A 25,255-nucleotide genomic window follows, 5' to 3' on the forward strand; every position below is an offset into this window, starting at 1 on the left:
CAGGCGATGGCCAGGGCCGAGGCCAGCAGGACGGACAGCGGCGTGGGCGCGCTCATCGCCGGATCATGGCACGCATCGCGGCAGGCCCCTCAGGCGCGCCATGCCGCCGCGGCTCAGCGACGGAACAGCCCGGCGACGAAGTCCGCGGCCGATTCCACGCCCTGGCCGAGCGTGTCGCTGACCATCTCGACGCCGTCGCCGACCCGGTTCACGCCACCGGCCAGCAGGTCGCCGCCGCCTTCGATGACGTCGCCGGCCAGGTTGCCGATGCCGCCAAGTCCCAGGGTGCGCACGTCGGCGCCGAGTTCCGCGCTGCCGCGGTCGAGGCCCCCGGCCGCGGTCTCGGCCAGGCCGTCGACCGTGTCGCCGAGCGACTGCAACGCGCCCTCGCCGACGTCGCCCGCCAGCGCCGCGACGCCGGCCGCCACGTCGCCGTTGGCGAAGTCGCCATCGAGCGTCGCGAACAGGTCGCGCGCGAAATCGCCGACGTTGCGCGCGTAGTCGTCCTGGATCACGTCCGGAATCGCGGCGATCGCATCGCGGGTCGGGGTGGTCGGATTCTCGTAGCCGGCCTGCCACGGCTGCTGCTGCAGCATGGTGTCGATCATCAGTTGCTGCTCGTGGCTGATCGCCGCGCGCACCACGTCGCGCACGACGGGGATGCCGTCGACGATCGGCGCCAGCCACGGCGGCGCATTCGCGTAGTCCATCGCGCGGTCGACGAGGCCCGTATCGAGATCGCCTTCGGGCCGTACCACGATCGGCGCGCCGAGTGCATCGGGCAGCAGCGGCGCCGTCGCCGGCAGCGCCTCCTGCAACTGCGTCAGCACGTCTTCGAACATCGAATAGCGGCGGATCTGGCCGTCGCCGGCGATCTCGCGCGCCGCGGTCATGTCTAGGCCCAGGCGGTCGAAGGTGTCGGGATGGAGGCCCGACGCATCGAAGGTCACGGCCGGGATGCCGGTCATCAGCGAGCCGACCGTGGCCAGGCCGCCGCCCTGCGAATGGCCGGTGATCGCCAGGTTCGTCGGCGCACCCGCGGCATCGAACTGGCCCAGCGTCTGGGCGAATTCCTGCGCGACCTGCGGTGCCAGCCGGTCGAACTCGTCGGTCTCCAGCCCGCTGCCCTGCGCGTAGTTGGTCTCCCAGTCCGGACCGGTCAGCGGCGCGCCCTGCGATTCGGTGCCGCGGTAGGCGAGCACGTAGTTGCCTTGGCCGTCGGTGAACACCTCGGCGCGGAACTGGCTGCCGGGCACGTCCAGCTGCACGTCGGGATTCCAGCCCAGTGCTTCGAGTTCCTGCTGGCCGACCTCGGTCCAGCCGCAGACCGTCTGCGGGCCGTCCTCGTAGGTCGCGTAGGACATGCGCATGAAATCCACGTCCAGCGGCTGCGCCTGCGTACCGGCGACGTAGCTGGAAAATTCGCCGGGGCCGTAGGGCGTCGCGACGACCGGCCCGCACTGGGGTGCATTCGCCGCGGTCAGGGCCGCGAGCTGGGGATGCCATGCCGGTTCCTGGCGGAACGGCGTCGCCGCATCCGCCTGCCGCGGCGTGGGCACCGGGCGGGCGCTCTCGTCGACCGGCGAGCGGGTCGGGGCACCACCATCGGAAAGACGCGCGATCTGCATCGGGGTCGCCAACGCGGGAAGTGGTGTTCGAGTCTGGCGTCGCCGGCGGTGGCTGCCAGTGGGGCAGACCCTAGGCGATGGGCGCGGTGGACGGCATCGCGGCCGCGAGCAACGAAGCCGGACGCGCGTCGCGTGCGCGGCGAACGTCGCGGAACCCGAGCGTCGCCGCGAGCGCGGCCAGGCGATCGCTGGCGGCCAGCACCTGGGCCGCGCGCAGTCGCTCGCGCAGATCCGCCGGCAGCGCGGCATCGATCCGCTGCAGCGCCTCGCCGCTGCTCAGCGGCAGCAGCCAGGGACCGTCGCACCCGCGCAGCGCCGCAATGCGGGCCGGCGACAGCGTGAGCGGTTCACGCAGGTAGACATCGGCGCGCCGCAGCGACGCGCCGGCCTCGCGCACGGCATCGGCGATGCGTCCACGCCCGCCCGGCGCCGTGACCAGTCCGACCCGCAGGCCGGCGAGCGACTGCAGCGCCGGCAGCGCGAGCAGGCCGTCGCTGTCCATGCGCGTCGGCGCTTCGACCTCGCCGATGCCCGCGCGGCGCAGCGCGCGCGCGCTGCCACTGCCGACCGCGAGCCAGACCTGGCCGGCGCGCGCGCGCAGGGGCCGCAATGCCGCCGCCGCGGCGACTGCCGCAGGACTCGTGAAGACCACCCGTTCAGCGTCGAGCGCTGCATCCAGATCGCGTCGCGTCGACGTAGCGTCGAGATGCACGACGCGCCACGGCGACAACGCGAAAAGCCGCGCGCCATGCCGCGTCACCACACGCCGGAGTACGGCGTGTTCACCGGCCGGCCGCAGTGAGATCACGTAGTATCCCGCCAGAATTGGGCAGGCAGGCGCGGGTTTCATGCGTGCAAGCTTGGTGGCTGCCGATGTGCGGTGCAAGCCACGCCCGCTCACTCCCCCGAGGATGTCGCATGACGTTGGACCAATCCCTGCGTGCGCTCGAAGCGCACTACCGGTCGATGCCGCCGGTCGCCGTGATGCAGTTGCGCGTCGACGACTACGACGGCGAACGCCTGCGTCTGCACGCGCCGCTGTCGGCCCACGTCAACGACAAGGGGTCCGCGTTCGGCGGCAGCCTGATGTCGTTGATGACGCTGGCCTCGTGGGGCCTGGTCACGCTGCGGGTCGAACAGGCCGGTCTGGACGCCGACGTCTACGTCGCCGATTCCGACGTGAAGTACCGCGCACCGCTGCACACCGACCTGCTGGCCGAATCCACGCTGGCCGACGAAGGCTGCTGGGAGACCTTCAGCACGACGCTGCGCAACCGCGGGCGCGCCCGCGTGTCGCTGGTCTCGAAGATCGCGCTGCCCGACGGCGGCGTGGCGACCGAGTGCCGCGCCCGCTACGTGGCGATCGCGCGCCGCTGAACGCCGGCACGCGGCGCTTGCGCGCGGCCCGGACCGGCCCAAGAATGCGCGCCTGATTCGCCATGCCTGCAGGTCGGTTCCGATGCGTCACCCGTGTCGTTCGTGCGGTGCCTGCTGTGCCCACTACCGCGTCAGCGTGCACTGGATGGAGACCGACGCCTCGCCCGGCGGCCTCGTCCCGCAGGCGCTGACCGAAGCCTTCGGCCCGCACATGGCCGTGATGCGCGGGACCTGGGCCGCGTCGCCGCGGTGCGTGGCGCTCGATGCCGACATCGGCACGCATGCGACCTGCACGATCCACGCGCAGCGGCCGGCGCCGTGTCGCGACGTCGAGGCCTCGTGGGAATCGGGCGCGCGCAGCGACCAGTGCGATCGCGCGCGTCTCGCGCATGGGTTGCCGGTCCTGACGCCGGCGGACTGGCTACCGGTTGTCGCGATCGCGGTCACCCTGGTCGACCGGATCGACGCCCCGCTGGCCGCGGCGTTCGAGCCGGAGCGCGTCGCGAGCGCGCCGACGCGCTGAGCTCAGTCCGGCGTGTGCGGGCGCTCGTCGACGGGCGCTGCGTCCGCATCGTGCAGCGGATTGCGGTCGAGGAAAGCGCGCATTGCCGGCACCAGCACCTCGTGCTTGTCTTCCAGCACGTAGTGCGCGGCGTCCTCGAACGCATGCACCTCGGCCTGCGGCAGCGCCGCGCGGAAACCGGCGAGGAAATGCCGGTCGAACACGAAATCACGCAGGCCCCAGCCGATGAACGCCGGCCGGTCCGCGTAATCGGGCAGACGCCGCCCGGCGGCTTCCAGCAGCGGCCAGGCGCGGTCCTTCGGTCCCAGCGGAATGTCCTGCATGAAGCGGATCGTGCTGATGCGATTGGCCCAGCTGTCGTACGGCGCGACGTAGGCACGGCGTACCGCGTCGGGCATCCGTCGCGCGACGCCCTGGTAGGAGGCGCCGGCCGAAAAGGCATTGAAGCCGCGGATGATCCATTCACCGACCGTGTAATCGCGTCCGAGCGCGATCTGCCACGGCATGGGCTTGTCCTGCGGCAACGGGAACGCGGCCGTGTTGGTGATGATCAGGCGGCGCACCTGCGGCATGTGCGACAGCGCCCAGCCGAAGCCGATCATCCCGCCCCAGTCGTGCACCGCCAGCGTCACCGGGCCGGTGATGCCGAGATGCGCGAGCAGGGTCTGCAGATCCTCGACACGCGAGGCCAGCGTGTAGTCGTAGCGCGGCGCCGCGCGCGGCGCGTCGTCGGGCTTGTCGGACAGGCCCATGCCGATGTGGTCGGGCACGATGCAGCGGTAGCGGTCGCGCAGGCCCAGCACCAAATGGCGCCAGTAGTAACTCCAGGACGGGTTGCCGTGCAGCATGACGACGATCTCGCCGTCGCGCGGACCTTCGTCCAGATAGTGCATGGCCACGCCGGGACGCACTTCCAGGCGCTGCGGATTAAAGGGATAGTCAGGAAACTGCACGGCGGTTGACGCCCGGGTTTGGCGAAAATGAGCCGGCATTGTAGTCGCGGCGGAATTCGACCACTGGATATGGGGTCTGGCGCCGCGTGGCCGGCAGATAAATGCGCCGGACGTAAGCGGGAAAATGAACAGACGCGTCGCCGGGGGAAGGATATTCTGAGCGCTTGAATATGAATGCGCCAGCTCAGCGACTCCCCCGCGCCAGCGCCACCGGCGACGTCCGCCAGTATCTGCGGACCGCGACGGCCTCCCTGCATGCAGGCGTGGACGGCGCGTTTCCCGATGGCCTGCGCGATGCGCCGACGTATGCTCGATATCTGATCGGCATGCATCGCTTCGCGCTGGATTTCGAAACCGCGACCGGTGTGGTGCCCCGGCATTCGTACTGGCTGTCGCGCGACCTCGCCGCGTTGTCGCTGGCGCCGCTCGCGCCCGTCGGCATCCAGCCGACGATCCAGGACGGCGCCGAGCGCGCGGGCTGGGATTACGTGATGGCCGGCAGCAGCGTCGGCGCGCGCCACCTGGTGCGCGGTGTCCGCGCGCTCGGCCACGACGGCGCGCACGGCGCGCGCTTCCTCGAAGAACATGGCCGCAGCGACGACTGGACGCGGATCCAGGCACGGCTCGCCGCCTTCGATCTGCACAACGCGCCGCAGCTCGCGCGCGTGGTGCGGGGTGCCCGCGACGCGTTCATCAGCGTCGCGTCAAGCTTCGACCGTAGTGTTCAGACGACTCCCGCCCCCGACAAGGAGCGCCCATGAATCCAGCCCTTGAACGTGCCCTCCAGGAGTGTGCGCGCGAACCGATCCATCTCGCCGGCGCGATCCAGCCGCACGGCTACCTGATCTCCTGTCAGCTGCCGGACTGGACGATCCGTCACGTCTCGGCGAATGTCGAAGCGCTGACCGGCGCGACGCCCGACGAAATGCTGCGGCATTCGCTGCGCGAGTTCCTGACCGACGATCTGATCCAGGCCGTGGCCGAGACGATCGGTTTCGGCGAGCCGGGTGCGCCGCCGCAACGTGCGGCCGTCGGCAACATCGGTCCGATGGCGAACCTGTGCGACATCAGCGTGCACGTCGCCGACGGCCTGGTGCACATCGAGATCGAACCGCAGCCGCGCAGCACCGGCGAGCGCTCGCCGACGGTCGTCGCGCAGACGATGATCGCGCGTGTCGCCGGCAGCGACGACATCGCCGATTTCCACCAGCGCGTCGCCGAACAGGTGCGGCTGCTGACCGGCTACGACCGCGTCATGGTTTATCGCTTCCGCCACGACGACGCCGGCGAAGTGGTGGCCGAGTCGCGCGATTCCGCGCTCCCCGCATACCTCGGCCTGCGCTATCCCGCATCCGATATTCCGGTGCAGGCGCGCACGCTCTACCTGCGCAACCGCATCCGCGTGATTCCGGACGCGAGCTACGTGCCGGTGCCGATCCTGCCCGACCGCGACGCGCGCGGCGCGCCGCTCGACCTCAGCCAGCATGCGCTGCGCAGCGTGTCGCCGGTGCATCTCGAGTATCTCGCCAACATGGGCGTGGCTGCGTCGATGTCGATCTCGATCCTGTCGGGCGGTCGCCTGTGGGGTTTGATCGCCTGCCATCACCGCAGCAGGCGCACGGTACCGCCGGGCGTCCGCGCCGCGGCCGATCTGTTCGGCCTGTTCGTGTCGATGCGCGTCGCGGCCCGCGAGCAGCAGCACGCCGCCTCGCTGGAAGAGGAGGCCCGCAACATCCGCGACACGCTGGCACTGCGTCTCGACAACGCCAGCGATCCGCGGCTCGCACTGGCCGGCGAACTCGACCTGCTGGTGCGCGCGGTGGATTGCGACGGCGTCGGCCTGCTGCAGGCCGGTCACTGGCACAGTGCCGGGCGTGCGCCCGGCCCCGACCGCGTGCCGGGCCTGCGGGCCTGGCTGCAACGCGACAACACCGGCACCGGTGCGGTCAGCACCGAGCGCGCCGAGGACTGGGCGGGTTCGGTCGAGGCGGCGGACGGCATCGCCGGCGCGCTGGCGGTGCCGATGGATCTCGGCCGGGACGAGTGGCTGTTCTTCTTCCGCTGCGAAGAGATCGAGGAAGTGCGCTGGGCCGGCAGTCCCGAGACCCCGATGCTGATCAACGAGGACGGCTCGCGGATCGGCCCGCGTGCGAGCTTCGCCGCGTGGCACGAGACCGTGCGCGGCTGCAGCGCGCCGTGGCGCGACGCGGACCATCGCGTCATCGGTCGCCTGCATCTGATGCTGCGCGAGCGCTATCGCCGCAGCGTGCTGGCGGCGTCGGACGTCGGCGATATCCGCGCGCACCGCACCCGGCTCGACGTCCGCGCCCAGCGCGAGCGCCTGCTGCAGCTGTCGGAGCTGCTCGATGGCCTGGTCCATGTCAGCCCGCAGGATGCGGTGCAGCTGTCGAACCGGATCAACAAGCTCGAATCGGATCTGCAGTCGCTGATCGGCACGGTGCACGTCGCCAACGAGTGAGTTCCGGCTGCCACTGCGGCGGGTGGGTGAACAAAACAGAAGGGCGCGCATCCTGCGATGCGCGCCCTTTCCGTGTGCGGCTGCCGCGCTGCGCGCGGCTGGCCGGCGTTACCAGACCACCTCGGCCATCGAGCAGTTCAGGCCCGAGCCGATGCCGAGCAGGGCGACGCGGTTCCCTTTCTTCAGGCGACCCATCTCGCGCAGCTTGCTGAGCACGATCGGCACCGAAGCCGGGCCGATGTTGCCGTGCTCGCCGAAGATGGTCAGGACCTTCTTCGGGTCGATGCCGAACGACTGCACGAAGGCGCCGGTGTGGACCTTGCTGACCTGGTGGATCACGAACTCGTCCATCTCCTCGACGACCCAGCCCATCGCCTGCCGGGCGGCGACGAAGGTCTTCTCGGCGAGCTTCATGCCCTCGATCAGCAGCATGCGGGTGTCGGTGACCATGCGGTCGAGATTGCCGCGGCACAGGGTGTTCCACTCGGTCGCCGAGCGGGTCACGCCACCCTTGTAGCGCGGCGCGTCGGGGGCGAGGTCGGCGCGCGACAGCACCATCGCCGCCGAGCCGCAACCGAGCGTCAGCGTCGCCAGCTCGTTGCGGAAGTCCTCTTCGGTGGTTTCCGGGCGCAGCAGGCGCTCGATGGTCTTCTCGTAGGCGAGGTTCGCGGTCTCGCCATCGACGATCAGCGCGTAGTCGATCTCGCCGCGTTCGATCATCCGGGCGGCGACGTCCATGCCGTTGATGAAGGCCAGGCACGCATTCGCCAGATCGTAGTTCTGGCAGGTGTCGGCGACGCCGAGGTTGCCGCTGACAATGCTCGCGGTCGACGGTTCGAGGTAGTCGCGGCTGACCGAGGTGTTGACCAGCAGGCCGAGCTTGGTGGCGTCGATGCCGGCGTCGTCGAGCGCCTTGCGGCCCGCGAGCGTCGCGGCGTCGGACGCCAGCACGTCGTCTTCCCACAGGCGTCGGGCATGGATGCCGGCGATGTCCTGCAGCACGTCGGTCTTGATGTCGAGGCGGTCGAGCGTGGGCTTGAGGCGGGCGTTGATCTCGTCACTGGTCACGCGTCGCGGAGCATCGACATGAGCGAGGCCAGCGATGGCGACGTTGTCAAAAAGCATGGGCAGGCCGCCGAATCTGGCAAGAGAGCCGCATAGAGTACCCGCTTCGCCGGGTCGACGCATGCCGCCACTGCCCCAAAAACGGCGCAGCAGCGGGGTCGGGCGCCGGGTGCGACCCGCGGTTCAGCGTGCGCAGCGCCAGGCGCCGAAGCGCTGGCTGCCGCCGGCAGGCTCGGCGAGCGGGCTGATCGTGTCGGCGCCGAGCGCGGGGGCCTCGTTGCGCGCGAGCGTCTCGAGTTCCTCGCGGACCCGCAGTGGATTGCGGTCGACGAAGGCGATGTTGTGCTTGACCGCGACCTCGACCTCGCCGCGCTTGTCGCAACCCGTCGGCGCCGCGCTGGCGACACGGACCGCGCTCGCGCCCGGGGCCATGTGCACCCAGGTGCAACCGGCGGCGGACAGGGACAGCAGCAGGATCAACGGGAACTTGCGCATCGGGACGGCTCCAGGAACGAGGGGGGCAGGATGGCGCGGATCGCGGGACGGCGCGCCACACCGGTGCCGGGACGAGCACGGGGCCGCCATTGTGGCGGGCCCCGGCTGAGCGGGCCAACACCGGTCCGCGTGGTGCGTCACTCGGCCGGCGGCACCGGCGCGCCAGCCGCGTCGATGACCTGCACCTCGCCCAGACCCAGCGCACGCACCGGCGCCTCGATCTGGTCGAGGTCGCCGACCACGACCCAGGTCAGGGCCGACGGGTCCAGCGTCTTCGCCGCCTCGGCGATGGCCGCGGGCGTCATCGCCTCGATTTCGGCCTTGCGCCGGAACACGTAGTCGTCGGGCCGGCCGAAGCGCACGTTGCCGCCGATGGTGCTCATCACCGCCCACGCGGTCTCGTAGGCGCCGGGCAGGCTCAGCGTCTGGATCGCCTGCGCGCGGGCCAGCTCGGCGTCCGTGGCCGGGCGCGTGCCGTCGGTGAACGCCGTGAGCTCCTTGCCGATCTCGGCGATGGCATCGGCCGTCCGGTCGATCTGCACCGGCGCCGAGACCGTCCACGGCCGCTGGCCCAGCGTGCCGCTGGCCGAGCTGCGGGCGCCGTAGGACCAGTGCTTGTCCTCGCGCAGGTTCATGTTGAGGCGCGCGGTGAAATCGCCGCCGATCACGGTGTTGGCCATGTCGAACCGGGTCGAGCTCGGATCGCCGGTCGGCGGCACGACCTGCGCCGCGAAGATGTTGGCCTGGACCGCGCCCGGCTGGTCGAGCAGGAACACGCGCGGTGCCTGCGGCCGCTCGACCGGGGTGACCGCGATCGGCGCCGGGGCCGGCGTGTCCGCCCGCCAGTCGCCGAAATGGCGTTCCAGCAGCGGCACGATCTCCGCCAGCGTGGTGTCGCCGACGACGATCAGCGTCGCGCCATCGGGGCGCACCCAGTCGCGGTGGTAGGCGACGAGGTCGTCGCGGGTCAGGGCGGCGATCGACGCTTCGTCGCCGCTGCCGCTGAAGGGAATCGCGTAGGGGTGACCGGCGCCGTAGAGCAGGGGCGGCAGCACCCGCATCGCCGCGCTGGCCGGACGCGCCTTCTCCTGCGCGATGCCGGCGATCCACGTGGCCTTGATGCGCTCGATTTCCTTCTCGTCGAAGTTCGGGCGCCGCACCATGTCGGCGAACAGCGCCAGCGACGGATCCAGGTGCTCCTTGAGGGCCGACACGTAGGCGTTGCTGCCGTCGAGCGACGCACCCGCGCCGAGGCTGGCGCCGAGCGATTCGACCCGGTCGGCGAAGTCGAGCGCGCCGATGCCGGCGGCGCCCTCGTCGAGCACGCTCATCGCGAAGCTGGCGGTGCCGGGCGTGCGGCCCTGGTCGGCGGTGTAACCGCCCTGGAATTCGTAGCTGACCTGCACGACGGGAATGTCGTGGCGCTCGGCGAGGATCACCTGCGTGCCGTTGGCCAGCGTCGCGCGCTGCTGTTCGGGGAACTTCAGTTCCGGGAACGTCGTGGTCTCGGGCACGCCGGCGCTGCGATCGATCGCGGTCGGAGTGGTGCGGAACGCCGGGTCCGGGGCGGGCGGGGTGAACGGCGCCGGCGTCGCCGCGGGGGCTTCGGCCAGCGCGGTGCGCGCGCCCGGGGTGACGACGATGGTGTGGCTGCCGACATCGAGCCAGCGCGCGCCGACGCTGCGCACGTCCGCCACGGTGGTCTCCGCGATGTTGCGCAGCGAGGTGCGGAAGCAGCCGGGGTCGCCGGCGTAGACCGCGCACTCGGCCAGGGCATCGGCCTTGCCGCCGAAACCGCCGATGCGTTCGATGCCGCGCACGAAACCCGCGCGGAACGCGGTCTTGGCGCGGTCGAGTTCGTCGGCGCTGGGACCGTCCGCGATCAGGCGGGCGAGCTCCTCGTCGATCGCGGCTTCGACGACCGCCGGGTCCACGCCCTGCTTGACGGTCGCGATGATGCCGAAGCTCGAGCCCAGCTGCGACGCCCAGGCGCCGGCGCTGATGTTGTCGACCAGCTTGTCGTCGTGCAGCAGCCGCCGGTCGAGCCGCGAGGACTTGCTGCCGCCGAGCACGCTGGCCAGCACCTGCAGGCGGTCGATGTCGCCCGAGCCGATCTCGGCGACGTTCCACACGCGGTAGATGCGCGACTGCGGCACCTGGTCTTCCATCGTCTCGCGCGTGTCCGCGGGACGCCTGGCGACGTCGACGGCCGGCTGCGCCATCGTCGGGCCGGCGGGGATGTCGCCGAAATACTGCGCGACCTTCTGCTTCGCGGTCGCCACGTCGATGTCGCCGGCCAGCACCAGCACCGCGTTGTTCGGTCCGTACCAGGTGCGGAACCACTGCTTGACGTCGTCCAGCGAGGCCGCGTTGAGATCGTTCATCGAGCCGATGACGCCGTGGTGGTAGGGGTGGCCTTGCGGATACAGCGCACGCGTGAGCCTGTCCCAGACCTGGCCGTAGGGCTGGTTCTCGCCCTGGCGCTTCTCGTTCTGCACCACGCCGCGCTGCTCGTCGAGCGCGGCCTGGTCGACGGCGCCGAGCAGGTGGCCCATGCGGTCGGATTCCATCCACAGCGCCATGTCGAGCGCGGTCGTCGGCACGTTCTGGAAGTAGTTGGTGCGGTCGGTATTGGTGGTGCCGTTCTGGTCGGTCGCGCCGACCATCTTGAAGGGATCGAAGAACTCGCCGTCGTGGTGTTCGGTGGCCTGGAACATCAGGTGTTCGAACAGGTGCGCGAAGCCGCTGCGGCCCGCGGGCTCGTCCTTGCTGCCGACGTGGTACCAGACGTTGACCGCGACGATCGGCGCCTTGCGGTCGGTGTGCACGACGACGCGCAGGCCGTTGGGCAGGGTGAAGGTCTCGAAGGGGATGTCGACGCGCGCGGCGGTGCGTTCCGCGGCCGGCGCCTGCGCCAGGGCAGGCAGGGCGAGGCCCGCGCCGGCCAGTGCCAGGCCGGTGGCCAGGGCGAGCAGGGCGCGACGGGGGGCGGAAACGGTCGGTGCGCGACGGGCAGCGGTCATGGAAATCCTGGGGCGACGGAAGTGCGGACATCGTAGCCAGCGCCGCGCGGAGGCGCACCGGCCGCAGGTCATGGTCGGCGCCGTGACGGACCGCGGGCTAGAGTCGGCGGATTCCCGGACAGGCAGGAGAACGACGATGACCGACTGGACCCTCGTGACCGGCGCCAACCGTGGCCTCGGTCTGGAATTCGTGCGCCAGTCGCTGGCGGCGGGCCGCCACGTCGTCGCCACCTGCCGCCAGCCGGGGCGGGCGACGGCCCTGAATCCGCTGGCCGGCGAACACCCCGGCCGGCTCAAGGTGCTGCCGCTGGACATCACCGACGCACGTTCGCGCGCCGAGCTGGTGCGCGAGCTGCCGCTGGTGCTCGGCGCCGGCGATCGCGTCGAGCGGCTGATCAACAATGCCGGCGTGCTGCATTCCGGCGAACGCTTCGGCCATCTGTCGGCCGAGGTGCTCGACCACAGCCTGCAGAGCAACGCCGTCGGCCCGCTGCTGCTGACCGAGGCGCTGGTGGCGTCGCTGGCCGACGGCGCACGCATCGCGAACATCTCGTCGCAACTGGGTTCGATCGGCTCGACGACGCGCTTCGGCACGCCGAGCTACGCGATCAGCAAGGCCGCGCTGAACATGGCGACGGTGCTGCTGGCACGCGCGCTGGCCGAGCGCGGCATCGTCGTCGTCGCGCTGCATCCGGGCTGGGTGCGGACCGACATGGGTGGCGCCCAGGCCGATCTCGATCCCGCCGACGCGGTGGCCGGACTGCTCGCCCGGATCGACGCGCTCGGCGCCGACGACAGCGGGCGCTTTCTCGACGCTGCCGGCAAGACCCTGCCCTGGTGACGCGCGCGCCGGCGAAACCCCGGACAATGCCCGACCCGGCCGCGCCCGCCGCCGTCACCTGCGACGCAGCATGTTCGACGTCATCCTCCACCAGCCCGAGATCCCGCCCAACACCGGCAACGTGATCCGGTTGTGCGCCAACACCGGCGCGCGCCTGCACCTGGTGCGCCCACTGGGCTTCGATCTCGACGACCGCAACCTGCGTCGCGCCGGGCTCGACTACCACGAGTACGCGACGCTGCAGGTCCACGACTCCCTGGACGCCGCGCTCGCGGCCATCGCGCCGCGGCGGCTGTTCGCGCTGAGCACCCGCAACAGCGTGCGGCTCGATACGCCCGCGTTCGTCGAAGGCGATGCATTCCTGTTCGGCAGCGAAACCCGCGGCCTGCCCGATGCGGTGCTGGCGACGGTGCCGGACGGGCAGCGGCTGCGCCTGCCGATGCGGCCGGGCAACCGCAGCCTCAACCTGTCGAACGCGGTCGCCGTCGTCGTCTTCGAAGCGTGGCGACAGCAGGGGTTCGCGGGCGGCCTGTGACCTGAACGGCGCGCAAAAGTTCCTGAACTCGCCGGTTCACTATTCAGCGCGTGTTGGCCGCCGGTGCGGATGATGCACCTCTGCCGGCCCGGATGGTCGTGCTTCCCCTCCCCCTCGAAGCATCCCCTCCCTGCCATCCGGACCGGCCTCTTCTTCTTCCCTCGAACGACGATCGCAACGCCCGATGATGCGCACCCTCACGATCGCGGCCCTGACCGCCGCGCTGCCCGTCACCGCCAGCGCGGCCGAGGGCCTGTCCTACAACTACGTCGAAGGCGGCTACGCGGCCAGCAACTCCGAGCTCGCCCTCGTCGGTCGCGACGTCGATGCCGATGGCTGGGCGCTGCGCGGGTCGGCGGCGTTCCTGCCCAACTTCCACGCGTTCGGCGACTACGCCCGCGAGAGCTTCGACGACAGTCCGGTCGATCGCGACCAGTGGCGTCTCGGCATCGGCTACAACCACGAAGTCACGCCGCGGACCGACCTGCTGACCCGCGTCGCCTACCAGAGCGTCGATTTCGGTCAGGGCATCGATGCCGACGGCTATGCGGTCGAAGTCGGCGCGCGCAGCGCGCTGCTGCCGGCGCTGGAAGGCTATGCGCTGGCCGGATACGAGGATTACGGCAGCGACTTCGACAGCGAGTTCTACGGCCGGCTCGGCGCGCAGTGGAAGTTCAACGCCAACGTCGGCGTCGCCGGCGACATCAAACTGATCAAGGGTGGCGACACCCAGTGGTTCGTGGGTCCGCGTCTGACCTGGTGACCACGCAGCGCTCGTGCGGCGTTCGGCGCTTCCCCTGGCGTCTCTCTCTCCCCTGAACGTCGCACCGACCCGGCCGGAAACGGCCGGGTTTTTTTATGGCCGCGCGTCGCGACCCCGGTGTGCGGGCGGGTCGTCGCCGCCGCGCCGATGCGCGCCAAGCCGCCCGGCGCGTCGCGATTCATCCGGCCCTGCGATCGCAGGCACGCGGAGGGTCGGCGTTCCTGCCGGTCGAACAGGACATTCACGCCTGTGTGGGCTGCTGCGGCCGGACAGGAAAGGGCGCCCGGCATGGAGCGACACGAGGCGAGGTCCCCAGCGGCGGGTCGACGGGCAGTGCAGGATCTCGACGCGGACCAGCGGCGCGCGCCGCAGGCCTCAGCCGAACAGGTTGTCCGGGTACTCGGGCTTCTGTTCGCGGGCCATCAGGCGGGCGAGGCCTTCCTCCGGCGAGATCTCGCCGTGCAGCACCGCGCGGACGTTGCTGGAGATCGGCAGTTCGATGCCGTGCCGCTCGGCGAGGCGCATGACCTCGTCGGCGGTCTGCACCGATTCGACCACCTGACCGATCGCGCGGACGGCGTCGGCGAGCTGCTCGCCGCGTCCCAGCGCCAGGCCCAGGCGCCGGTTGCGCGACAGGTCGCCCGAACACGTCAGTACCAGATCGCCCAGACCGGCGAGCCCCATCAGGGTTTCCGGCCGGCCGCCGATCGCGTGGTTCAGGCGCAGCATCTCGTTGAGGCCGCGGGTGATCAGGCCGGTGCGGGCGTTGAGGCCCAGCTCCATGCCGTCGGCCGCGCCGGTGGCGACGGCCAGCACGTTCTTCATCGCGCCACCGAGTTCCGCGCCGCGCATGTCGTTGCCGGTGTAGGCGCGGAACGTCGGCCCGTGCAGCACGTCGGCCACGGTCTGGGCGAAGGCGTCGTCGTCGGACTGCACGGTGATCGCGGTCGGCAGGCCGGATGCGACTTCCTTCGCGAACGAGGGACCGGTGACGACCGCCAGCGGCACGTCGTCGCCGACGAGGCCGCCGGCCACTTCATGCAGGAACCGGCCGGAGCCGGGCTCGAAGCCCTTGGTCGCCCACGACACGCCGACGCCGTCCGGGCGCAGCGGCGCGAGCAGCTCGAGGGTTTCGGTGAAGGCATGCGACGGCACGACGACGAGGATCAGGCCGACACCCTCGAGGGCGGCGGCGAGATCGGTCGTGGCCCGCAGGGTCTCCGGCAACGCGATGCCGGGCAGATAACGCGGGTTCTCGTGGCGCTGGTCGATCGCTTCGATCTGCGCCGCGTTGCGACCCCACAGCATCGTGGGGTGGCCATTGCGTGCGATCAGCGAGGCGAGCGCGGTGCCCCAGGAGCCCGCGCCCAGCACCGCGACCGCGGGCTTGCGATCCGTCACGCTCAGGCGTTGCCGATCTGGTCGGTCGTCGGCTGCTCGCCGGCCTGCTGGCTGCGCTGGCGCACGCCTTCGGCGTAGAGCGCGTCGAAGTTGATCGGCTGCAGCAGGAACGGCGGGAAGCCACCGGCCTGGATCAGCTCGCCGATCAGCTGGCGGGCATACGGGTACAGCACGTTCGGGCACTGGGTGCCGAGCAGCGCGTCGAGCGTGTTGCCGTCGAAGCCGGCCAGGCCGAACACGCCGGCCTGCTTCACTTCCGCCACGTACACGGTGCTGCTGTCGTCGTCGCCCGAGGTGCAGGTCAGCGTGATCGCCAGGACCACTTCGTAGGCGTTGTCGCCGACGCGCTGCACGCTCTGGTTGAGATTCATGTTGAGCTGCGGCTGCGCCTGCTCGCTGAAGATCATCGGCGACTTGGGCGACTCGAACGAGACGTCCTTGACGTAGATCTTCTCGACGCTGAACTGCGCGCCGGTCGGCTGGGCCGGGGTCGCGCCATTGGCGCCGTTGGCGGCTTGGTCTTCGGACATTGCTTCAACTCCAGGAATTTGAATGAGGCGACGGGCGCCCGCACGAGGCGCCGATTATGGCATTGCGCCGGGATCGGGCCGGATCAGCCCTTGCCCTTGACCAGCGGCAGGTCGGCCTGCTGCCAGCCGCCGATGCCGCCATCGAGCACGTAGACGTTCTCAAAGCCGGCTTTCTTGAGCCGCTTGGCGGCGTCGGAGGCCGTGCTGCCGGTCTTGCAGACCAGCACCACCGGCAGCGCCTTGGCGGGCGCCAGCTGCTTGCTCTCGGGATCGAAGTGGCTCATCTGCACGTTCTTCGAACCCGGGATGTGGCCCTTGCCGAAATCGGCGGCGGGCCGCAGGTCGACCACCAGCGCGTTGTCGCGGTTGACCAGCGCGGTCAGCTCGGCCGGACGCAGGGTCTTGAACCCGCGGAACAGCCGGGAAATCTCGTTGAAGACGATCGCGACCGTGATCACGACAAGGATCAGCGACAGCACCTGGTTTCGGCCGAAAAAGGCCAGAAGTTCTTCGAAGTTCACGGATGGATCGCGGGTGGGCAGCGGGCGGCGATTGTCGCATACCGCGCGCGGGCGGACCTATCGGGCCCGGGGAGGCCCGGACGGCGCGGAGCCCGCACGCGGGCCGGACCTATTCGCCCGCCCAGAAATCCGGCAGACCGCCTTCGACCCACCAGGTCTTGGCGGCCGGGTCGTAGCGCCAGCGCTCGGTGTGGCGCAGGGTGCGCTCGGCCATGGTGTGGCGGTTGACGACGCCGATGTCGATCTCGCGCGTGGCGGTCTCGGGACCGGCGACGCTGCCGCGGTCGGTGTAGCCGGTGACCTGGATCTGCTTGTAGCGCTCGATCTCGACCTCGTTGCGCGGGTGCGCGGCGCGGTAGTCGGGATCGACCAGCTGCCAGGCGGTGTCGAAATCGTTCCAGCGGATCGCGGCCGACCACGCGGTCTGGGCGCGATCGAGCGCGCTCATCTGCGACCCGGTGCTCGCGCAGCCGGCCAGCAGACAGAGCAGCAGTGAGCCGGCGAGCCAGCGCAGGCGTGGTGCGTGCATGTCGTCCCCTTCCGGCCCCCTGGCCGGTACGGCGGTCATCCTAGCCCAGGCGCCGGCGTCGGCGCCGCGGAACGCGCGGGTATCCTGTCGCGGTGACCGAATCCCCGACCTCCGCGACCGCCGATGCGGTCAACATCGCCGCCGCCCTGCCGCGCCTGGCGCGCGAGCATCCCGACCGGATCGCGATGCGCTGCCCGGGCCGCGACGGCGGTTATGCCGACGCGCACGCGCTGACCTACGCCGCGCTCGATACGCGCAGCGATGCGATCGCGGCCGGACTCGCCGCGCGCGGCATCGTCCGCGGCACGCGCACGGTGCTGATGGTGCGGCCGACGCCCGAGTTCTTCCTGCTGATGTTCGCGCTGTTCAAGGCGGGCGCGGTGCCGGTGCTGGTCGATCCGGGTATCGACAAACGCGCGCTGAAGCAGTGCCTGGACGAAGCCCAGCCCGAGGCGTTCATCGGCATTCCGCTGGCGCAGGTCGCGCGCGTGCTGCTGCGCTGGGCAACAGCGGCGCGCGTGCGCATCACCACCGGGCGTCGGGCGCTGTGGAGTGACGCGACGCTGGCCGAGGTGGAACGCGCGGGCACCGGCGCCGGCCCGCAACTCGCCGCGACGGCCGGCGACGATGTCGCCGCGATCCTGTTCACCAGCGGTTCGACCGGCGTGCCCAAGGGCGTGGTCTACCGGCACCGCCATTTCGCCGCGCAGATCGACATGCTGCGCGAGGCGTTCGGGATCGGTGCCGGCGGCGTGGATCTGCCGACGTTCCCGCCGTTCGCGCTGTTCGATCCGGCGCTGGGGCTGACCTCGATCATTCCGGACATGGATCCGACCCAGCCGGCCAAGGCCGATCCGCGCAAGCTGCATGCGGCGATCGAGCGGTTCGGCGTCGACCAGCTGTTCGGATCCCCTGCATTGATGGGTGTGCTCGCGACGCATGGTCAGCCGCTGCCGACCTTGCGCCGCGTGACCTCGGCCGGTGCGCCGGTGCCGCCGGACACGGTCGCGAAGATTCTCGAACTGCTGCCTGACGACGCACGCTTCTGGACGCCCTACGGCGCGACCGAATGCCTGCCGGTCGCGGTCATCGAAGGCCGCGAGCTGCTCGACCTGCGTACGCGCACCGAGCACGGCGCCGGCACCTGCGTGGGCCGCCCGGTGCCGCCGAACGCGGTGCGCATCATCCGGGTCGACGACGCCGCGATCGCAACCTGGTCCGACGCGCTGTGCGTGCCCGGCGCCCAGGTCGGCGAGATCACCGTCGCCGGACCGAGCGCGACCGACGCCTACTTCAACCGCGACGCGCAGACGCGACTGGCGAAGATCACCGAGACATTGCCCGACGGCAGCACGCGCATCGTCCATCGCATGGGCGATCTCGGTTACTTCGATTCCGAAGGCCGGCTGTGGTTCTGCGGCCGCAAGGGCCACCGTGTGGTGACCGCGACCGGCACGCTGTGCACCGAACAGGTCGAACCGGTGTTCAACGTGCACGCCGAGGTGAAGCGCACCGCGCTGGTCGGCGTCGGTCCGAAGGGCGCGCAGACGCCGGTGCTGTGCGTGGAGCTCGAGGCCGGTGTCGCGAAGACGGAACAGGCGCGCATCGCCGACGAACTGCGCCACATCGGCGAAGGCTTCGTCCACACCGGGCGCATCACGCGCGTGCTGTTCCATCCCGGCTTCCCGGTCGACATCCGCCACAACGCCAAGATCGGCCGCGAGACCCTCGCCGTGTGGGCGGCGACGCGTGTCGGCTGACCCTGCGCCTGCGCAGTACCGGCTCGACGATCTGCGCATCGATGTCGCGCGGCAACGCGTGGTCCGCGATGACGGACAGGTGCTGGATGTGTCCGGCCTCAGCTTCCGGCTGCTGCATGTGCTGCTGGGGCAGGGCACACGCGTGGTCGGCTTCGACGAACTGATCGATCGCGTGTGGGCGCCCGCGCACGTGGGCGAGGAAACCGTCACCCAGCGCGTGCGCCTGCTGCGCCAGGCGCTGGGCGACGACGGCCGCCAGCCGCGCTATCTGCGGTCGGTACGCGGGCAGGGCTACCAGCTGTGCAGCGAACCGCGGATCGAAGCGCCGGCAACGCCGACGGCCGTCAAGTTCGAACGGCGACCGCATGCACCGCGCATCGCCGTGCTGCTGATGCTGACACTGTCGACGTCCGGCGCGCTGCTCTGGTGGTTGTGGCCGCGATCGGAAACGCCGGTCGTCTCGCCGTTACTGGAACGTGCGGCGTACTACGCCGCCATCGGCCAGCCCGCGAACAACGAGCGCGCGATCGCGCTGTACCGGCAACGCCTGCAGGAAGCACCGGACGACAGCACCGCGCAGCTCGGCCTGAGTCGCGCCTACAGCGCACGCCTGTGTCTCTACAGCGGCAATGCCGAGGATGCAGCGCAGGCGCTGGCGCTGGCAGACGCCGTAGTTGCGCGACAGCCGGAATCCTCCGCTGCACATAACGCGCTCGCGTATGCACACGATTGCCGCGGCGAAGTCACCGCCGCGCTGGACGGCTACACGCGCGCCGTGAAGCTGGATCCCGCGGCCGACGGCAGCCGTGCGTCGGCCGCGTACCTGCAGGCACGACAGGGCCACATCGCCGAGGCGCTGGCCGCGAACCTGGATGTGCGCGCACCGGAGCGCGTGCGTTTCCTGGAGTTGCAGATCGCGTCCAACCTCGACCTGCTCGGCTACACCGCCGCAGCCGAAGCGCGGTACCGGCGCAGCTTCCAGCTGTATCCGGACAACGTGTTCTCCAATCTCGCCTGGCCCACGTTCCTCTACGAACACGGCCGTCCGGACGAAGCGCAGGCCGCGTTGAATGAAGCGATCTCGCGCGGCACGGATCACGCCGGCCTGCATCTGCTGGCCACGGAACTCGCCCTGTTGCGCGGCGAACACATCGCGGCGGGTGAAGCTGTGCAGCAGGCGCGTGCGCGCAAACCCCACGCCAGCCTGCCCGAGACGATGGCGTGGCGCATCGGTGCAGTGCCGCCGCCCGACGTCGCCACACTGCGCGCACGCGCCGATGCATTGCGCGCCGGACTCGCCAGCGGCTCCGATCCGTTCGACGGTGTCGAAGCCGCCCTGCTGCAGGTGCAGGCCGGCGACAACGCCGCCGCGTTCGGTGCACTCGATGCCGCGATCACCGCCGGCTTCCGCAATTCCGGCTACCTGCGCGTCTCACCGCTGTTCGCCGAACTGCGCACCGCGTCGGCGTTCGATGCCGCGCTGCGTCGCATCGACACGGCGCTCGCGGCCGAACGCGCTGCGGTGCAGGCGTCCGGCCGGCTGCCCGACGATGCGGTCACGGCATCGCGCTGAGCACGTAATCGGCGAACAGCTTTTGCGACTCGGCATGCATGCCGCGCTGGTTGTAGCGGGTGCGGGTGATCACCACGACCAGCTGCGATTCCGGCACCACGAACACGTAGTTGCCGCCGTTGCCGGACATCGCCCACGCGTGCACCTGCCGGTCGCCCGCCTTGAACGGGAAGCGCCACATCTGGTAGCCGTAGTCGGCATCGAACGGCGTCTGCGCGTGCACCTGCGCCATCGCCCGCACCCAGTCGGCCGACACGATCTGCCGGTCGTGCCAGCGACCGCCATCGACGATCAGCTGTCCGAATTTCGCCAGATCCCGGCTGCGGTATTCCGTGCCGCCACCGCCCATGCCGGTGCCGTCCGAGGAACGATGCCAGCTTGCGGATGCGATCCCCAGCGGGCGCTCGAGCACGTCGGCAGCGAAGCGTTCCAGCGACATGCCACTCGCGCGCTCGACGATCGCGCCGAGCAGGAACGCGTTCGCCGTGCAGTAGGCGAACGCGCGGCCGTGGGGACTGTCAGCCGGACGCTTGGTCCAGGCGGGATAGCCGCGCTGCGGCAGATCGAGCGCGAACTGGATCCAGTCGGCACTGACGTACATCCGCTCTTCGTGCCCGGACGAGAACTCGTTGTTGTCGTCGCACTCCCACTGCGCGCTCATCGTCAGCAGGTCTTCGACCGTCGTGGCGGTCTTGAACGCGCCCGGATGGGCCGGCGTGCGGTCGGGAAAGAAGCCCAGGACCGGCGCATCGACGCCGTCGATCAATCCGCGGTCGATCGCCGCCCCGACCAGCAGCGCGGTCACGCTTTTGGCCAGTGAGCGGGTGTTGTGCAGGGTGTCGCGGTCGGCCCCGTTGAAATAGGCCTCGTGGATCAACGCGCCGCGGTGGACGACCAGCACGCTGGTGGTATCGGGCGCTTCGCCGCCGGCGATGGCGGCATCCAGCGCGGCGAGCCGGTCGGTGTTCCAGCCACGTGCACCTGCGTCGGCGACCGGCCAGTCGGTGACGGGCGAGGGTGAAGCGGCCGCAAGCGGCGCGGCGGACAGAGCAAGCAGCGCGGACAGTGCGAGGCGGGACAAGGACTGCATGGACGGACTCCGGTCGAGGGAGCCGCACTGCACGCCATGTCCGTCTGAAGTGCCTGATAGGGGAATGAAGAATTCTGAAGTGCAGGCGGATCAGCGACTTGCAGCCGTCAGTGCCATGGGCGCGTCGCCAAGCCCGGCGGGCGTCGCTATCGTGTGCGGCCCTGCAACGTGTGGAGTCGGCAATGCGGATCCTGGTTACCGGTGGCGGCGGCTTCCTCGGCCAGGCCCTGTGCCGCGGCCTCGTCGAACGCGGTCATGACGTCACCAGCTTCAATCGCGGGCACTACCCCGAGCTCGATGCGATCGGCGTGCGCCAGGTGCGCGGCGATCTCGCCGATGCGGACGCGGTACGCGCTGCCGCGCTGGGCATGGACGCAATCTTCCACAACGCGGCCAAGGCCGGCGCTTGGGGCAGCTACGAGAGTTACCACCAGGCCAATGTCGTCGGCACGCAGAACGTGCTCGATGCCTGCCGCGCGCATGGCATCGGCCGGCTGGTCTACACCTCGACGCCCAGCGTGACCCACCGGGCGACGCATCCGGTCGAAGGCGGCACCGCCGACACCGTGCCTTATGGCGAGGGCTTCAAGGCGCCGTACGCGACGACCAAGAAGATTGCCGAACAGGCCGTGCTCGCCGCGAACGGCCCGGACCTCGCGACGGTCGCGCTGCGTCCGCGGCTGATCTGGGGGCCCGGCGACCAGCAACTGCTGCCGCGCCTGGCCGAGCGGGCACGGGCCGGGCGGCTGCGCTTCGTCGGCGACGGTGAGAACCGCATCGACACCACCTACATCGACAATGCGGCGCAGGCGCATTTCGACGCCTTCGACCATCTGGCGCCGGGCGCGGCCTGCGCGGGCCGCGCCTACTTCATCAGCAACGGCGAACCGACGACGGTGCGCGAGATCGTCAACGCGCTGCTGGCCGCCGCCGGCGCGCCGCAGGTCGCGAAGACGATTCCCTTTGGCGCCGCCTACGCGATCGGTGCGATCTGCGAATCTGTGTGGCCGCTGCTGCGCCTGAAAGGCGAGCCGCCGATGACGCGGTTCCTGGCCGAGCAACTGAGCACGACGCACTGGTACGACATGGCGCCGGCGACGCGCGATTTCGGCTACGTGCCGCGTGTCACGCTCGCCGAAGGCCTGCGCCGGCTGGCGGCGTCCCATGTGGGCGGCACCGCGGCGCGGGCCTGATCGACGCCACGGTCCGGCGGCCGGCGGTTTCACGCATCCATCATCCTGCTGAAGAACATCGCGGCGAATCCGTCGCGCCGTCACCTGATCGCGACCTGACCGGGCATACCGTGACCCCACGCCGCTTCCGGCCGGAGCCCCAACGGAGACTCAACAATGCTCAGGTATGCCGGCCATCATCGCCGGCGTGCTCGGCTTCAGTGGCGTCGCAGGCGCCGCGACCAATATCGCGTGGATCCTGTTCGTCGTGTTCCTGATCCTCGCCGTCGTTTCGATGCTGCGTGGTCGACGGGTCTGACGATCCGTTCCGATCCCAGGATCGAACGCGAAAAGCCCGCCGCAAGGCGGGCTTTTTCTTTGCCTGGCGACGCGGCTGCGGGCGCGGGGCGGACGCTACAATGCCGCATGGTCGACCGTCCGTACTCTCCGTTTTCGATGTTGAAGCCGATCGCCGGGCGCGCGCTCGAGACGGCGCTCAATCGCGCGCTGGCACTCGACGCCGACACCTGCGCCGCGCTGCGCGGCCTCGACGGCCAGCGCATCGCGCTGACCCTGTCGTCGCCGCCGCTGGCGCTGGAACTGCGCGTCGACGGCGAACGTCTCGTCGTCGGGCCGGTGGATGCGGCCAGCGAACCGGACCTCGCGGTCCGCACCTCGCTGGCCGGCGTGCTGTCGCAGCTGCCGTTCCTGCGCCGCGACGACGCCCCGCCGATCGGCAAGGTCCGGGTCTCGGGCGATGCCGAACTCGCGCGGCGCCTGCAGAAGCTCGCCAGCCGTTTCGATCCCGACTGGCAGCAGCCGTTCGTGGCCGTCTTCGGCGAGGTCATCGGCGTGCAGGTCGCCAACGCGTTCGCCGCCGCGCTGCGCCAGGCGCAGGATCTCGGCCGCACGCTGGCGGGCAGCGCGGCCGAATACGTGACCGAGGAATCGCGCGACGTCGTCGCGCGCGATGAGCTCAACGCCTTCCACGACGACGTCGATGCGATCCGCGACGATGTCGAACGCCTCGCCGCGCGCGTCGCGCGCCTGGCGCCCGACCGCGGGTCTGCGGGATGAGGGGGCTGCTGCGCGCCTCGCGCATCGGCCGGGTCCTGCTGCGCTACCGGCTCGACGATCTGCTCGACGGCACGCCGGTCGAACGCTGGCTCAGGCTCGCGCGCCCCTTCGTGCCCGGCGCGTCGCACGATATCGCCGGCCGCTCGCGCGGCGCGCGATTGCGGCTCGCGCTGCAGGACCTCGGGCCGATCTTCGTCAAGTTCGGCCAGATCCTGTCGACCCGCCGCGACCTGGTGCCGGTCGACATCGTCGACGAGCTGGCGCTGCTGCAGGACAACGTCGCGCCGTTCGACGGTGCGCTGGCGCTGGCGATCATCGAGCGCGAACTGCAGATGCCGATCGCCGCGGCGTTCGCGGACTTCGACAGCACCCCGCTGGCCTCGGCGTCGATCGCCCAGGTCCACGCGGCGACGCTGCCTGCCGACGACCGCCATCCGCCGCGCGAAGTCGTGGTCAAGGTGCTGCGGCCGAACATCGAGAAGCAGATCGCGGCCGACATCGCGCTGCTGAAGAACCTCGCCGCGCTGGTCGACCGCACCCATCCCAATGCCGACAAGATCCGGCCGCGCGAAGTCGTCGCCGAGATCGAGAACACACTGGCCGCCGAGCTCGACCTGCAGCGCGAAGGCGCCAATGCATCGGTGCTGCGGCGGTTCTGGGAGGCGTCCGCGGATCTCTACGTGCCGGCGCCGATCTGGGAGCGCACCGCGCAGCGCGTGCTCACCCTGGAGCGCGTGCGCGGCATTCCCAGCGACGACATCGCCGCGCTCGACGCGGCCGGCATCGACCGCAAGGCGCTGGCGGCCAAGGGCGTGCGCGTGTTCTACACGCAGGTGTTCCGCGACAATTTCTTCCATGCCGACGCGCACGCCGGCAACATCTGGGTCGATCCCACGCGTCGCGACAATCCGCGTTTCATCGCGCTCGATTTCGGAATCATGGGCCAGCTCTCGCGCGAGGATCAGTACTACCTCGCGGAGAATTTCATGGCGATCTTCCGCCGCGACTACCGCCGGATCGCCGAGCTGCACATCCAGGCCGGCTGGATGCCCGCGCATCTGCGCATCGACGAACTCGAAGCGGCCGTGCGCTCGGTCTGCGAGCCGTACTTCACCCGGCCGCTGTCGGAGATCTCGCTCGGCGAAGTGCTCGGCAAACTGTTCCGCACGGCGCAGCGCTACCAGCTCACGCTGCAGCCGCAGCTGATCCTGCTGCAGAAGACCCTGTTGAGCATCGAGGGCATCGGTCGCCTGCTCGATCCCAAGCTCGACATCTGGGCCGTCGCGCGGCCGGTGCTCGAGCGCATCCTCGTCGAGCGCTACAGCCCGCAGCGCCTGGGCCGCGAATTCCGCGACCGCCTGCCGGAACTGATCACCCAGGCGCCGGACATGCCGCGCCTGCTGCATGCCTGGCTCAAGCAGCAGGTCGAGGGCGGCCACGAGCTCAAGATGCGCTCGCACGATCTGGCCGAACTCAACGCGACGATGCAGGGCATGCAGCGCCGTGTCGTCGCGGCGATCCTCGGTGTCGGTCTGCTGATCGTCGCGGCGGTGCTGTTCGCGCTGGAAGCGGGCGGTCCGTCGCTGTTCGGCCTGCCGGTCGCGACCTGGGTCGCGGGTGTCGGCGGGCTGTGGGCCCTGCTGGCGTCCTGGCCGCGGCGCTAGCGCGCCCGACGTCGCCCGGCGGGTGCGGGCGATGTCCTCCGTCGACTTTTTGCGTGTGTGACGGGCCGCTCGGGCCGTGACGCGGCATGTCGCGCGCGAGCGCCTTCCTATGACGGGCAGCAACTTGCGCTGCCGCTGCGGTCGGCAGCGCAGTCGACGCCCGACGAGTCCGTCGCGTTCGGACGGCGTGTCGGTAGGCGCGTGTTTGCGCGAGAACCGGGACGGCAAGAAGGCCCGTCGCGCGCGAGCGCCCTCC

The 25,255-nt window shown here is 70.6% G+C and carries 24 protein-coding genes; 13 read left to right on the forward strand and 11 right to left on the reverse strand.

Features of this window, described 5'->3' with window-relative positions; translation table 11 throughout:
• Positions 1-113 precede the first annotated feature (113 nt).
• Both CJ022_RS13545 and CJ022_RS13550 read right to left on the reverse strand, forming a co-directional pair.
• On the reverse strand, positions 114-1,628 hold the full coding sequence (locus CJ022_RS13545; RefSeq protein ID WP_101927171.1) for an alpha/beta hydrolase family protein: 1,515 nt from the start codon (positions 1,626-1,628) through the stop codon (positions 114-116).
• A gap of 70 nt (positions 1,629-1,698) precedes the next feature.
• Positions 1,699-2,478, reverse strand: coding sequence for a uroporphyrinogen-III synthase (locus CJ022_RS13550; RefSeq protein ID WP_101927172.1), 780 nt, complete (start codon positions 2,476-2,478; stop codon positions 1,699-1,701).
• 68 nt (positions 2,479-2,546) lie between these two features.
• Between CJ022_RS13550 and CJ022_RS13555 the strand changes: the two genes are divergently transcribed.
• Positions 2,547-3,005, forward strand: coding sequence for a YiiD C-terminal domain-containing protein (locus tag CJ022_RS13555; RefSeq protein WP_101927173.1), 459 nt, complete (start codon positions 2,547-2,549; stop codon positions 3,003-3,005).
• A gap of 82 nt (positions 3,006-3,087) precedes the next feature.
• Positions 3,088-3,528: a YkgJ family cysteine cluster protein gene (locus tag CJ022_RS13560; RefSeq protein ID WP_101927174.1), complete on the forward strand. Its 441-nt coding sequence runs from the start codon at positions 3,088-3,090 to the stop codon at positions 3,526-3,528.
• 2 nt (positions 3,529-3,530) lie between these two features.
• On the opposite strand, the gene CJ022_RS13565 is transcribed toward CJ022_RS13560, so the two are convergent.
• Positions 3,531-4,481, reverse strand: a complete 951-nt coding sequence (locus CJ022_RS13565; protein ID WP_101927175.1) for an alpha/beta fold hydrolase — start codon at positions 4,479-4,481, stop codon at positions 3,531-3,533.
• Between the two features lie 170 nt (positions 4,482-4,651).
• Here CJ022_RS13565 and CJ022_RS13570 point away from each other — a divergent pair, with 170 nt between their 5' ends.
• On the forward strand, positions 4,652-5,242 hold the full coding sequence (locus CJ022_RS13570) for a biliverdin-producing heme oxygenase (RefSeq protein WP_143703990.1): 591 nt from the start codon (positions 4,652-4,654) through the stop codon (positions 5,240-5,242).
• Positions 5,239-6,960: a GAF domain-containing protein gene (locus CJ022_RS13575; RefSeq protein ID WP_101927177.1), complete on the forward strand. Its 1,722-nt coding sequence runs from the start codon at positions 5,239-5,241 to the stop codon at positions 6,958-6,960. Before CJ022_RS13570 ends, CJ022_RS13575 begins: the two co-directional genes overlap by 4 nt.
• A gap of 108 nt (positions 6,961-7,068) precedes the next feature.
• On the opposite strand, the gene CJ022_RS13580 is transcribed toward CJ022_RS13575, so the two are convergent.
• The 3 genes from CJ022_RS13580 to CJ022_RS13590 all read right to left on the reverse strand — a co-directional run bounded on the left by CJ022_RS13580 (position 7,069) and on the right by CJ022_RS13590 (position 11,543).
• Positions 7,069-8,085 carry a 3-oxoacyl-ACP synthase III gene (locus CJ022_RS13580; protein WP_101927178.1) on the reverse strand — a complete coding sequence of 339 codons (1,017 nt, stop codon included), beginning with the start codon at positions 8,083-8,085 and terminating at the stop codon, positions 7,069-7,071.
• 123 nt (positions 8,086-8,208) lie between these two features.
• Positions 8,209-8,520, reverse strand: coding sequence for a DUF4156 domain-containing protein (locus CJ022_RS13585; RefSeq protein ID WP_101927179.1), 312 nt, complete (start codon positions 8,518-8,520; stop codon positions 8,209-8,211).
• A gap of 137 nt (positions 8,521-8,657) precedes the next feature.
• Positions 8,658-11,543 (reverse strand): M16 family metallopeptidase, encoded by a 2,886-nt coding sequence (locus CJ022_RS13590; protein ID WP_101927180.1) that lies wholly within the window; start codon positions 11,541-11,543, stop codon positions 8,658-8,660.
• A 136-nt stretch (positions 11,544-11,679) separates the two neighbouring features.
• On the opposite strand from CJ022_RS13590, the gene CJ022_RS13595 reads away from it, so the two are divergent.
• The 3 genes from CJ022_RS13595 (at position 11,680) to CJ022_RS13605 (ending at position 13,682) form a co-directional block, all read left to right on the forward strand.
• Entirely contained in the window at positions 11,680-12,384 is a 705-nt protein-coding gene (locus CJ022_RS13595; protein ID WP_101927181.1) for an SDR family oxidoreductase, read from the forward strand.
• Between the two features lie 70 nt (positions 12,385-12,454).
• Positions 12,455-12,919, forward strand: a complete 465-nt coding sequence (locus CJ022_RS13600) for a tRNA (cytidine(34)-2'-O)-methyltransferase (RefSeq protein ID WP_101927182.1) — start codon at positions 12,455-12,457, stop codon at positions 12,917-12,919.
• Between the two features lie 184 nt (positions 12,920-13,103).
• Positions 13,104-13,682 (forward strand): porin family protein, encoded by a 579-nt coding sequence (locus tag CJ022_RS13605; RefSeq protein ID WP_101927183.1) that lies wholly within the window; start codon positions 13,104-13,106, stop codon positions 13,680-13,682.
• 375 nt (positions 13,683-14,057) lie between these two features.
• Here the strand turns inward: CJ022_RS13605 and CJ022_RS13610 are convergent, their stop codons facing one another.
• The 4 genes from CJ022_RS13610 to CJ022_RS13625 form a co-directional block, all read right to left on the reverse strand.
• Positions 14,058-15,083, reverse strand: coding sequence for an NAD(P)H-dependent glycerol-3-phosphate dehydrogenase (locus tag CJ022_RS13610; protein ID WP_101927184.1), 1,026 nt, complete (start codon positions 15,081-15,083; stop codon positions 14,058-14,060).
• A gap of 2 nt (positions 15,084-15,085) precedes the next feature.
• Positions 15,086-15,613, reverse strand: a complete 528-nt coding sequence (secB, locus tag CJ022_RS13615) for a protein-export chaperone SecB (RefSeq protein ID WP_101927185.1) — start codon at positions 15,611-15,613, stop codon at positions 15,086-15,088.
• Between the two features lie 83 nt (positions 15,614-15,696).
• Positions 15,697-16,134, reverse strand: coding sequence for a rhodanese-like domain-containing protein (locus CJ022_RS13620; protein ID WP_101927186.1), 438 nt, complete (start codon positions 16,132-16,134; stop codon positions 15,697-15,699).
• 109 nt (positions 16,135-16,243) lie between these two features.
• Positions 16,244-16,663, reverse strand: coding sequence for a hypothetical protein (locus CJ022_RS13625; RefSeq protein WP_101927547.1), 420 nt, complete (start codon positions 16,661-16,663; stop codon positions 16,244-16,246).
• A gap of 92 nt (positions 16,664-16,755) precedes the next feature.
• Here CJ022_RS13625 and oleC point away from each other — a divergent pair, with 92 nt between their 5' ends.
• Both oleC and CJ022_RS13635 read left to right on the forward strand, forming a co-directional pair.
• The gene (oleC, locus tag CJ022_RS13630; RefSeq protein WP_101927187.1) at positions 16,756-18,423 is read left to right on the forward strand and encodes an olefin beta-lactone synthetase; all 1,668 of its coding nucleotides are present in this window, start codon (positions 16,756-16,758) and stop codon (positions 18,421-18,423) included.
• Positions 18,413-19,996, forward strand: a complete 1,584-nt coding sequence (locus CJ022_RS13635) for a winged helix-turn-helix domain-containing protein (RefSeq protein WP_101927188.1) — start codon at positions 18,413-18,415, stop codon at positions 19,994-19,996. Before oleC ends, CJ022_RS13635 begins: the two co-directional genes overlap by 11 nt.
• On the opposite strand, the gene CJ022_RS13640 is transcribed toward CJ022_RS13635, so the two are convergent.
• A complete protein-coding gene (locus CJ022_RS13640) occupies positions 19,980-21,086 on the reverse strand; it encodes a serine hydrolase domain-containing protein (RefSeq protein ID WP_101927189.1) in 1,107 nt (368 codons plus the stop codon). The genes CJ022_RS13635 and CJ022_RS13640 overlap by 17 nt on opposite strands.
• Before the next feature lie 182 nt (positions 21,087-21,268).
• On the opposite strand from CJ022_RS13640, the gene oleD reads away from it, so the two are divergent.
• From oleD to ubiB, 4 genes are all read left to right on the forward strand, one after another.
• Positions 21,269-22,279 (forward strand): 2-alkyl-3-oxoalkanoate reductase, encoded by a 1,011-nt coding sequence (oleD, locus tag CJ022_RS13645; RefSeq protein WP_101927190.1) that lies wholly within the window; start codon positions 21,269-21,271, stop codon positions 22,277-22,279.
• Between the two features lie 166 nt (positions 22,280-22,445).
• Entirely contained in the window at positions 22,446-22,577 is a 132-nt protein-coding gene (locus CJ022_RS13650; protein WP_101927191.1) for a DUF1328 domain-containing protein, read from the forward strand.
• 107 nt (positions 22,578-22,684) lie between these two features.
• Positions 22,685-23,335 (forward strand): ubiquinone biosynthesis accessory factor UbiJ, encoded by a 651-nt coding sequence (locus CJ022_RS13655; RefSeq protein ID WP_101927192.1) that lies wholly within the window; start codon positions 22,685-22,687, stop codon positions 23,333-23,335.
• Positions 23,332-24,999: a ubiquinone biosynthesis regulatory protein kinase UbiB gene (gene ubiB, locus CJ022_RS13660; RefSeq protein WP_101927193.1), complete on the forward strand. Its 1,668-nt coding sequence runs from the start codon at positions 23,332-23,334 to the stop codon at positions 24,997-24,999. Before CJ022_RS13655 ends, ubiB begins: the two co-directional genes overlap by 4 nt.
• Positions 25,000-25,255 lie beyond the last annotated feature (256 nt).

Origin of the sequence: Luteimonas rhizosphaerae, assembly GCF_002849595.1 — a bacterium.
Classification (GTDB): Bacteria; Pseudomonadota; Gammaproteobacteria; order Xanthomonadales; family Xanthomonadaceae; genus Luteimonas; species Luteimonas cellulosilyticus.